This window comes from Caulobacter sp. P1_B12_2 (assembly GCF_056406675.1).
Genome location: NZ_JBFTZS010000141.1, coordinates 1 through 10178, shown reverse-complemented (window position 1 = coordinate 10178; position 10178 = coordinate 1). Strand labels below are relative to the sequence as shown.

Here is a 10178-nt window from a genome sequence, read left to right as displayed (position 1 = left end):
ACTCAGTGGCGCTTGGTGGTGACCACCTGCCCCCTCCGCGCCCTATGGGGGCGGACAGACGGCGAAGCCGTCAGGTGGGGGCAAGTGGGTGAGCTTCCGAGCGACTACCCCAGCTTCACCAGCATCTTCCCCAGGTTCTCGCCCTTGAAGAGCTTGATGAAGGCGTCCGGCGCGCGCTCGACGCCGTCCTCCACGGTCTCGTTCCACTTCAGTTTGCCCGCGCCGATCCAGCCGGCCATGTCCTGGATGAACTGCGGCGCCAGGTCGTAGTGGTTGGAGACGATGAACCCCTCCAGCCGCAGGCTCTTGCCCACCGCCTGGATGATGTTGGCGGGGCCGGTCAGCTTTCCGGTCTCGTTGTATTGCGAGATCATGCCGCACAGGGCGAAGCGGGCGAACGGGCGGGCCGAGTTGATGGCCGCCTCCAGGTGCACGCCGCCGACGTTCTCGAAATAGACGTCGATGCCCTTGGGCGCGACCTTCTCCAGCTCGGCCACCACGTCGGGCGTGGCCTTGTAGTCGATGACGTGATCGACCCCGATGCTCTTGAGGAAGGCGACCTTCTCGGGTCCGCCGGCCGAGCCGATCACGCTGTGACCCTTCAGCTTAGCGATCTGGCAGACCACCTGGCCCACCGCGCCGGCGGCGGCCGAGACGAAGACCACGTCGCCGTCCTTCAGCGCCGCGACCCGGAGCAGGCCGGCATAGGCGGTCAGGCCCGGCATGCCGGCCACGCCCAGGAAGGTCTGGGGCGGCAGGCCGTGGGTGTCGATCTTGGTCACCGCGCCCATGCCGCCGGCCGCCAGCGCCTTGGGCGAAACGTTGAAGACCTCGCGCCAGCCGAACATGGTGCTGACGATGTCGCCGGGCTTGAAGTCGGGGTCGTTGGAGGCCGTGACCTCGCCGATCGCGCCGCCTTGCAGGACCTTGCCCAGCTCGAACGGCGGCACATAGCTCTTCCGGTCGGTCATCCGGCCGCGCATGTAGGGATCGACCGACATCCACAGGTTCTTGACCTGGATCTCGCCGTCGCCCGGCGCGCCGACCTCGACGCTGGCCAGTTCGAAGTCGTTTTGGGTGGGAACGCCGACAGGGCGGCTCTTCAGGCGGATTTCACGCGACGTGACCATGGTCGTTTCTCCCAGCCCTCGCGATCGAGGTGCGTTGTTTAAACGAACGTTTAGACCGGTCCGGTCCGCGCCTCCAGTCCTTCCCGCGAGAAAGCGAACACGATAGACAGCGGCCCATGACCCAAGTTCTCAAAGCAGGCGTCATCGGCGCGGGCGTGTTCGGCGGCTATCACGCCAAGAAGTATGTCGAACTGGACGGCGTGAGCCTGGTGGCGGTGTTCGATATCGACCTGGCGCGCGCCGAAGCCCTGGCCGAGTCCCTGGGCGCGCGGGCCTTCGACGACCTGGGCGCGTTCCTGGCCGCCGTCGACGTGGTCACCGTCGCCACCCCCGCCGTGCATCATGCCGAGGCCGGCCTGGCGGCGCTGAGGGCCGGCAAGCCGGTCTATTCCGAAAAGCCCCTGGCCGTGACGCCGGACGACGCCGACGCCCTGGTCGCCGCCGCCGCCAAGGCCGGCGTGCCGCTGGCCTGCGGCCACCAGGAGCGCGTGGTGTTCCAGGCCATGGGCCTGCTGGACATCCCCGAGCAGCCGCTGCGCCTGGAAGCCGTCCGCCGCGGCACGCCCTCGGACCGCAATCTCGACGTCTCGGTGGTGCTGGACCTGATGATCCACGACATCGACCTGGCCCTGGCGCTGTGCGACGGCGAGCCGGTGGCGGTGGAAGGCGAGGGGGCGATCACGCGCTCCACCTCGCTGGACTGGGTCAAGGCCGAGGCCACCTTCGACAACGGCTTCACCGCCGTGTTCGACAGCTCGCGCGTCGCCGAGGCCCGCGAGCGGACCATGAAGGTCGTCTACCCCTCCGGCGAGGTCGAGATCGACTTCCTGGCGCGCACCTTCCGCAACACCACCCCGTTCCCGCTGATCGAGGACTTCAACGAGACGCCCGCCGGCAAGGATCCGCTGGGCCAGAGCGTGGCCGGCTTCCTGAAGGCGGTGCGCGGAGAAGCTCCGCGTCCGGTGGTGACGGGCGAGGAAGCCGCGCGGGCGCTGGACCTGGGCCTAGCCGTGGAGCAGGCGGCGGGCGGCTAGACATCCACATGCAGCTGTCGTCCCGGGCGTAGCGTAGCGAAGACCCGGGACCGACGCCTGAGCTCAGCATTCCAGGTCGGTCCCGGATCTTCGCGCCGCGCGCTCGTCCGGGATGACAAGGGCGGGGCGGGAAGCGCCTACCTGGGCGCCACCTTCACCAGCACCACGTCGTTAGCCCGCATCGTCACCGCCACGCTCGCCGCGCCCGTCTTGCCGACGGTCAGGTCGCGCGTCTCGGGCTTGTCCACCGTCAGGGCGTTCAGGTCCCGCACCTGCTGCTCGGTCAGCGTTTTCGGCGAGCCCAGCTCCAGATAGGCCGTGTAGGCGTCGTTGGCCTTGAAGCCGGTGCGGAAGATCTGGACGTCGTAGCGGCCGGGCTTGAGACCCTTGAGGTCCAGGCGAACCGGCTCGACGTCCGAGGTCGGCCGGACCTTGGTGTAGTAGGGCCGGTTGCTCACCGCCTGGACCGGCTGGCGGAAGTCCCAGACCAGGGCTTGCACCCCGCCCTTGTCGGCGGTGGCCCAGGTCTGGGCGTCGGCGACCTTCACGGCCTTGTCGCCCAGCTGGTTCAGGTACTTGTAGGCGAACCAGGCCGGCTTGCGGATCCCTTGCGGGTTCATCAGGCCAAAGCCGCCCTCGAACGGCGCGGTGGGCGGGCCGGGTTCCTCGAACAGGTCGCTGTAGGTCCAGTAGCTCATCCCCTGCAGCAGGCCCTCGGAGGCCTTGAGCTTGGACAGGATGTAGGGCGCGCTGACATAGGAGTCGTGGACCGGGTCGCGGGGCGTGTAGCTGGTGCTCCATTCGGTGAAATAGAGCGGCAGGCCCGGCTTGGACGAAGCCTGGATCTCCTGGCGCACCCGGCGCACGTCGCCGACGATGGCGTCGGGCGAGGGCGACAGCTTGGTGTCGCTCTGGCCCTTCTCGTCCAGGAAGCCGCCGTCCACGCCGTAGGTGTGGGTGGTGATGAAGTCGACCGGCGCGCCCGAGGCCTCGACGTGGCGGATGAACTCCGGCGTCCAGGCCGCGCCCGCCGTCGAGGGGCCGCCGACCTTCAGCGCCGGATCGATCGCCTTGATCGTCCGGGCCGACAGGTCATAGAGCTCGAAATAGGCCTTCTGGTCGGCCTTCTCCCAGAAACCGTCGAGATTGGGCTCGTTCCAGACCTCGAAGTACCACGACCGCGTCTCGGCCTGGCCGTAGCGGGCCTGGATGTGGCGGACGAAGGCATCGACCAGGGCGGCCCACTGCTTGGGATCGGGGTGGGAGGTGTTGCCCTTCCACCAGAAGATCTGGTTGTCCGACGATTTCATCGCCAGCGGCGTGAAGCCCAGCTCGACGAACGGCTTGACGCCCATCTTCAGCAGGCGGTCGTAGAGCTGGTCGATCTTGGTCCAGTCATAGACCGGCTGGCCCTCGACGACGCGATAGGTTCCCAGCACGTCGTGGAAGATCGCGTGGAAGCGGACATAGCGGAAACCCAGCTCGTCGCGGGCGGTCTTCAGCTGGGCCAGGCTGTCCTCGCGCAGCAGGGTGCCCGGATAGTCCGAGCCCACCGCCAGGTCGTAGAACCGGTCGCGCGGCGTGGTCGGCGCCTGGGCGTCGATGGCGATGTGGCGAGCGACCGGCTTGTCCTGCTTGTCTTGGGGGGCGGCGAAGGCGGGGCCGGCCAGCGACGCCGCCAGGGCCGAGGACAGCAGCGCGCGTCGCAGGCCGTCGGGAAAGGTCCCGGTGAGGTTCGTCTTCATCGCGGCGGGCCCTTCCTCGCAACGGCCCGCCCTCCTGTTTGGAGCAGTGCCTCTGGGAGCGGTACCATCGTTCCAGGCGACGCGTACAGCCTGTGAGGCTAGGGCGGAGAGGGGTTTGATCATGCGCGCCGACCGCGTGGGCGCGAACGGTTCGCAATGAAACGAGCGTCGAGCGGCCGGTTTCCGGCAAAAACTCGGCGTCAAACCCTTCCGTCGCGCTCTCAGCTGAGCTAACCACGGCGCACTATTTGGAAGGCGTACATCATGACCAAGAAACCCGACGGCACCTGGGACAAGTCGCAACTCCCGAGCCGGCATGTAACCGAAGGGCCGGCCCGCGCGCCGCACCGCTCGTATTACTACGCCATGGGTCTTGGCACCCGCGAGATCGCCCAGCCGTTCGTGGGCGTAGCCTCGTGCTGGAACGAGGCCGCGCCGTGCAACACCGCCCTGATGCGCCAGGCCAACGCCGTGGCCAAGGGCGTCAAGGCGGCCGGCGGCACCCCGCGCGAGTTCTGCACCATCACCGTGACCGACGGCATCGCCATGGGCCACGAGGGCATGCGCAGCTCGCTGGTCAGCCGCGACGTGATCGCCGACTCCGTCGAGCTGACCATGCGCGGCCACGGCTATGACGCCCTGGTCGGCGTGGCCGGCTGCGACAAGAGCCTGCCGGGCATGATGATGGCCATGCTGCGCCTGAACGTGCCCAGCGTGTTCCTGTACGGCGGCTCGATCCTGCCGGGCCGCTTCCAGGGCCGCGACATCACCGTGATGGACGTGTTCGAGGGCGTCGGCGCCCACGCGGCCGGCACCATGGACGCCGCCACCCTGTGCGAGCTGGAAAAGCACGCCTGTCCGTCGGACGGCGCCTGCGGCGGCCAGTTCACCGCCAACACCATGGCCTGCGTGTCGGAAGCCATCGGGCTGGCCCTGCCGTTGTCGTCGGCCCTGCCGGCCCCGTACCTGGACCGCGACCAATATGCCGTGGCCTCGGGCGAGGCGGTGATGCGGTTGATCGAGCAGAACATCCGTCCGCGCGACATCTGCACCCGCAAGGCGTTCGAGAACGCCGCCGTCGTCGTGGCGGCCACCGGCGGCTCGACCAACGGCGCCCTGCACCTGCCGGCCATGGCCCACGAGTGCGGCATCGAGTTCACCCTGAAAGACGTGGCCGAGATCGCCGCGCGCACGCCCTATGTCGCCGATCTGAAGCCCGGCGGCCGCTACGTGGCCAAGGACATGGGCGAGGCCGGCGGCGTGCCGATGCTGCTGCGCACCCTGCTGGACGCCGGCCTGCTGCACGGCGACGTCATGACCGTCACCGGCAAGACCCTGGCCGAGAACCTGGCCGACGTGGTCTGGCGCGACGACCAGGACGTGATCCGCCCGGCCTCCAACCCGCTGTCGCCGACCGGCGGCGTCGTGGGGCTGTGGGGCTCGCTGGCGCCCGACGGCGGCATCGTCAAGGTGGCCGGTCTCRAGCACCAGGTGCACCGCGGCCCCGCCCGGGTGTTCGACGGCGAGGCCGCCTGCTTCGAGGCCGTGTCGAACCGCGACTACAAGGAAGGCGACGTTCTGGTCATCCGCTACGAAGGTCCCAAGGGCGGACCGGGCATGCGCGAGATGCTGTCGACTACGGCCGCCATCTATGGCCAGGGCGTGGAGAACATCGCCCTGATCACCGACGGCCGCTTCTCGGGCGCCACGCGCGGCCTGTGCATCGGCCACGTGGGTCCGGAAGCCGCCGTGGGCGGTCCGATCGCCCTGGTCCAGGACGGCGACATCATCAGCATCGACGCCACCAAGGGCACGATCGAGCTCGAGGTCGAGGCCGACGAGCTGGCGCGCCGCAAGGCCGCCTGGAGACCGCGCGGCCACGACTACAACAGCGGCGCGATCTGGAAGTTCGCCCAGCTGGTGGGGCCGGCCTATCTGGGGGCGACCACCCATCCTGGCGCGGCGAAAGAGACCCACGTCTACGCGGACATCTGAGGCATGAGGTGAACCCTTCGGCCTGGCCGGTGGATCCCAGCCTGATCGCGCCCTTCCTGGCCGCGGTCCTGCTGATCGAGCTGACGCCCGGGCCGAACATGGGCTATCTCGCCGCGCTGTCGGCCGTCCACGGCCGGCGCGCGGGCCTCTACGCGATTGTGGGCGTCACCTGCGGGCTGTCGGTCTACATGTTCGCCGCCGTGTTCGGCCTGACGGAGGTGTTTCGCCTTTATCGGCCGCTCTACGAGCTGCTGCGCTGGGCGGGGGTCGCCTATCTGGCGTGGTTGGCCTGGGACGCCTGGCGGGCCGCTGACGGCGGTGACGCTGCCACGGAGCTGGGCTCGCGACCCTGGATCCTGTTTCGGCGCGGCTTCCTGGCCAATGTCCTCAATCCCAAGGCGGCCCTGTTCTACGTCACCCTGCTGCCGGGCTTCATCGCGACGGACCACGGCCCTCCGGCCCGTCAGGCGTTGATCCTGGGGTGCCTCCATATTCTGGTGAGCATCGTGATCCACGGCTCCATCGTGCTGTCGGCGGACAGAGCGGGGAGGTTGTTGGCGCGGGTTACGTCCAGCACTTGGGTGTCGCGCGGTCTGGCGATCTCGATCCTGGCGGTCGCGGTCTGGCTGGCCTGGGAGACGCGCGGTCGGGCCTGACGCCGCCTGGGCCGCCTACTTCTTGATCTTCTTGAAGTCCTTGTAGAACAGGTCTTCGGGCGGCCGATCCTCGGGCGCCGGAGCGCGGAAGTCGTTGGGGCGCAGCAGGCCCTGGTCGAACATGGTGCGGCGCTGCTCCACCGCCGCCGCCGCGCGGGCCGAGGCTCCCAGCCTGACCGGAACGATGACGCCCCGGTCGCGGTCGAGCCAGGTGGCGGCTTCCTCGGTGCTGACCGCGCCGTCGCGATTGGTGTCGGCCGGCGTCAGGGCCAGCGGCTGGGGCGCGGCCAGGGCCGGCGCGGCGCAACAAACGGCGAGGGCGGCGGCGAGAACGAGGCGCATCAAGTGAGACTCCCAGACTGACGAACGCAGTTGGCCGATCAAACGCGCGAGGAGTCAAACAGGATCAATCGTCCAGGTCGAACGGCAGCTCGTTCTGGTCGCCCCTCGGAGGGCGCGCGGCCTTGGAGATCGGCTTGAAGGTCTTTTCCGGGATCGGCGGGGGATCGTTGTCCAGGTCGTCGTCCCAGGGCGCATCGGTGGGATCGGCGGTGGTGTCGATCTCGTCGAACAGCGGGGCGGTGGCGGTCGAGCGGGCCTGGGGCGTGGCGCTGACCGCTTCGAGGGCCGGCGTGTAGGGCTTGGGCGCGCGCTCGGCCTCGGGTTCAGCGGCCGGCGGGCGCGACTGGATCGCCGGTTCGGCCGGCGGCGCGGCCTTGGCCTTCGGGGCCAGCGGGCGGCGGACGATGGCGTCGGCGCGCAGCAGCCAGCGGTTGGCCTCCTGGATGGCGTCGGCGGGCGAGCGGCTTTCGCGGCGCTGCTGGTCGCCCTCGGCCCACAAGTCCAGTTCGAAGTCGGGATGACGCGGATCGTCGAAGATCAGCTTCAGGGTCACCTGGGCGGCCTGCTGGACGATCTGGTCGATGGCACGGCGCTGCTCGCCCCGGAACACCCGGCCGATCACGTGGCCGTCGACCGACAGCTCGGCCCCCATCAGCTCGTCGATGCGGTAGATCAGGCACCAGGCGCCGCTGTCCCAGGCCACGGCGGCCTGGTTGGTGGTGAAGTTGAAGCCCGCGCCCCGCCCGCGCCCCTTGGCGACGATGACGGTTTCCGGCGCGCCCTTGAGCACGTGGCGCAGCGACCGGCGGATCCGGCGCTCCTCGTCCATGAACCAGATTGCGGCGCTGCCCACGAAGGTCACCGCGGACGCCGACAAGGTCACGAGCAGCAAAAGACGCCAGAGTTCGCTCATGGGATCAGGCTAGCGGGAGTCCGAGCGTCCGAACAGACGGGTTTCATCATGCGGTGTCAGAGGTTGAGCTCGGCCACGACCGGCACGTGGTCCGAAGGCTTTTCCTTGTCGCGCTCGTCGCGGTGGATCACCACGCCGGCCAGCTTGTCGGCCGCCTGGGGCGACAGCAGCAGGTGGTCGATGCGGATGCCCAGGTTCCGGGGCCACGCGCCGGCTTGGTAGTCCCAGAACGTGTAGCCGTGCGGCGTTCCGTCGACCTGCATGTAGGCGTCGGTGAAGCCCAGGTTCTTGAGCGCCCGGAACGCCCCCCGGCTTTCCAGGCGGAACAGGGCGTCGTTCACCCAGGCCTCGGGATTGGCCACGTCCTCGACCTCGGGGATGACATTGTAGTCGCCGGCGATCACCAGCGGCTCCTCCAGCGCCAGCAGGCCCTGGGCGTGGGCGTGCAGGCGCTTCATCCAGGCCAGCTTGTAGTCGAACTTCTCGGTGTCGACCGGATTGCCGTTGGGCAGGTAGATGCCGACCATCCGGAACGGCGTCGGCGCGGCGATCACCGCCTCGATGTAGCGCGACTGCTCGTCGACCTCGTCATCATGCAGGAACGGCAGGCCGCGCCGCACGTCCTCCATCGGATATTTCGAGAGCATGGCCACGCCGTTGTAGGTCTTCTGGCCGTGGACGGCGACGTTGTAGCCCAGGCGTTCGAAGGCCTCGGTGGGGAACTTCTCGTCGACGCATTTGATCTCCTGGAGCACGGCCACGTCGGGCGCGGCCGATTCGAACCACTCCAGGACTCTTTCCAGGCGGGCGTTGACGGAATTGACGTTCCAGGTGGCGATGCGCATTGACGGCTCCAGTCGGCGGCGGGAGGCTAGGGCTCATGGGCAAGGCGCTCAAGTCGGGGTTCCAGATTTCGCGACGCAACCGGCTCTTGCTGCTGGGTTTGGCGACGGCTGTCTGCGGCCTGCTGGCCGTGGCGGGCGGGATCGCGGCGATCTTCGCGCCTCTGGTCTTCGACGCGCCCGGGGCGCTGCTCAATCCCGTCGCCTGGCTGGGCTTCGTGCTGTGCGCCGGATTCTGGATCGTCTGCCTGCTGGCCCCGCTGCTGGCCTGGATCCAATGGCGGCGCGGGCGCGAGCCGATCGCCTGGGCGGCCATCGCGGCCCCCGTGGCCTGGGCCGCGGCGACCCTGACCGTGCTGCAGTTCATCCCCGGCTAGTGGCTCTTGATGAAGCCGGCGATCGTTTCGGCCACGCCCGGCGCCAGGGGCAGCGWCGGATCGGCGTAGGTCGCGACGTTGGCGGCCCGGTCCAGGGGCGCGACCTTGAGCAGGTGGTTGACGCCGTCGAGCTCGACCAGGGTGGCGTCGGGCCTAGCCGCCTTCAGCTTTTCAGCGTCGGCGGGCAGCATCTGGATGTCGGTCTTGCCCTGCACGATCAGCACCGGACCCTTGTAGGCCTTCAGCAGGGCCGGCGGGTCATAGGCGAAGACGGCCCTCAGGAACGGCTGCACCTGCGGGAGGAACAGCATCTGCAAGCCTGGGGGCAGGCCCGAGGCGTCGACGTCGCCGCCGGTCTCCAGGGCCGCGATGTTCTTCAGGCTCTGGTCCAGCAGCGGGCCCGCCGGCACGCCGGCCTTCAGCTGGCGACGCAGGGTGTCGCTCAGCCGCTCGCCGGCCCCTGAGACCAGGACCAGGCCGCAGAGGTCCTTGCCGGTCTGGCCCGCGACCTCGGCGACCAAGGCGCCCTCGCTGTGGCCGATCAGCCAGACGCAGGGCGCGCCGGTGCGTTTCTTGAGGTCGGCGGCCCAGGCGTTGGCGTCGGTCGCCAGCTCGGCGATGAACACCCGGTTCGGATCGGCCGCCGCCGGGCCGCTGGCGAACATACCGCGCTTGTCCATGCGGACCGTGGTCACGCCCTGGGCGGCCAGTCCCTCGGCCAGCAGGCGATAGGTCGAGCCCTTCACGCCAAGCGGACTGTTGCCGTCGCGGTCGGTCGGTCCCGAGCCCGGCAGGATCAGAGCCACGGGCGCCTTCGCTCCAGCGGCGGGCGCCAGTTGGGCGCCCTTCAGCGGGCCGGGGATCTCGACCAAGGTTTCGACCGGTGGAGCAGCGGCGGTCGCAGCCAGCACGGCGGCGAGGGCGATGGCGAGCATGGCGAGAATCCCCGAGTCCGGCTCACGGGAGCCGGCGTTGGGTGAAGCCTAGCGTCGAAACCCTAGATCGAGAAGCTGACGCCGCAGCCGCAGCTGGACTTGGCGTTGGGGTTGCGCACGCGGAACTCGGCGCCGGCCAGTTCGTCGACGAAATCGATCTCCGAGCCCTTCAGCAGGGCCAGGGAGATCACATCGACCAGGGCCGAGGC

General features: G+C 69.2%; 11 protein-coding genes. 4 read left to right on the top strand and 7 right to left on the bottom strand.

Features of this window, described 5'->3' with window-relative positions; all coding sequences use genetic code 11:
- Positions 1 to 104: 104 nt before the first annotated feature.
- Complete coding sequence (locus AC1DZ6_RS10860; protein ID WP_477097192.1) at positions 105 to 1130, bottom strand: NADP-dependent oxidoreductase; 1026 nt, start codon at positions 1128 to 1130, stop codon at positions 105 to 107.
- A gap of 116 nt (positions 1131 to 1246) precedes the next feature.
- On the opposite strand from AC1DZ6_RS10860, the gene AC1DZ6_RS10855 reads away from it, so the two are divergent.
- Positions 1247 to 2164: a Gfo/Idh/MocA family protein gene (locus tag AC1DZ6_RS10855; RefSeq protein WP_477097191.1), complete on the top strand. Its 918-nt coding sequence runs from the start codon at positions 1247 to 1249 to the stop codon at positions 2162 to 2164.
- Positions 2165 to 2301: 137 nt separating this feature from the next.
- On the opposite strand, the gene AC1DZ6_RS10850 is transcribed toward AC1DZ6_RS10855, so the two are convergent.
- A complete protein-coding gene (locus AC1DZ6_RS10850) occupies positions 2302 to 3909 on the bottom strand; it encodes a GH39 family glycosyl hydrolase (RefSeq protein ID WP_477097190.1) in 1608 nt (535 codons plus the stop codon).
- A gap of 264 nt (positions 3910 to 4173) precedes the next feature.
- On the opposite strand from AC1DZ6_RS10850, the gene ilvD reads away from it, so the two are divergent.
- Positions 4174 to 5904, top strand: a complete 1731-nt coding sequence (gene ilvD / locus AC1DZ6_RS10845) for a dihydroxy-acid dehydratase (RefSeq protein WP_477097189.1) — start codon at positions 4174 to 4176, stop codon at positions 5902 to 5904.
- Between the two features lie 8 nt (positions 5905 to 5912).
- The gene (locus AC1DZ6_RS10840; RefSeq protein WP_477097188.1) at positions 5913 to 6560 is read left to right on the top strand and encodes a LysE family translocator; all 648 of its coding nucleotides are present in this window, start codon (positions 5913 to 5915) and stop codon (positions 6558 to 6560) included.
- A 15-nt stretch (positions 6561 to 6575) separates the two neighbouring features.
- Here the strand turns inward: AC1DZ6_RS10840 and AC1DZ6_RS10835 are convergent, their stop codons facing one another.
- From AC1DZ6_RS10835 to xth, 3 genes are all read right to left on the bottom strand, one after another.
- A complete protein-coding gene (locus tag AC1DZ6_RS10835) occupies positions 6576 to 6902 on the bottom strand; it encodes a hypothetical protein (protein WP_477097187.1) in 327 nt (108 codons plus the stop codon).
- Positions 6903 to 6966: 64 nt separating this feature from the next.
- Entirely contained in the window at positions 6967 to 7815 is an 849-nt protein-coding gene (locus AC1DZ6_RS10830; protein WP_477097186.1) for a hypothetical protein, read from the bottom strand.
- 56 nt (positions 7816 to 7871) lie between these two features.
- The gene (xth, locus tag AC1DZ6_RS10825) at positions 7872 to 8660 is read right to left on the bottom strand and encodes an exodeoxyribonuclease III (RefSeq protein ID WP_477097185.1); all 789 of its coding nucleotides are present in this window, start codon (positions 8658 to 8660) and stop codon (positions 7872 to 7874) included.
- A 35-nt stretch (positions 8661 to 8695) separates the two neighbouring features.
- Between xth and AC1DZ6_RS10820 the strand changes: the two genes are divergently transcribed.
- Positions 8696 to 9034 carry a hypothetical protein gene (locus tag AC1DZ6_RS10820; RefSeq protein WP_477097184.1) on the top strand — a complete coding sequence of 113 codons (339 nt, stop codon included), beginning with the start codon at positions 8696 to 8698 and terminating at the stop codon, positions 9032 to 9034.
- Here AC1DZ6_RS10820 and AC1DZ6_RS10815 read toward each other — a convergent pair.
- On the bottom strand, positions 9031 to 9969 hold the full coding sequence (locus AC1DZ6_RS10815) for an alpha/beta hydrolase (RefSeq protein ID WP_477097183.1): 939 nt from the start codon (positions 9967 to 9969) through the stop codon (positions 9031 to 9033). The two genes, AC1DZ6_RS10820 and AC1DZ6_RS10815, sit on opposite strands and share 4 nt — an antisense overlap.
- 62 nt (positions 9970 to 10031) lie before the next feature.
- Positions 10032 to 10178: HesB/IscA family protein (locus AC1DZ6_RS10810; protein ID WP_477097193.1), on the bottom strand; the 147-nt coding region annotated here is incomplete at its 5' end.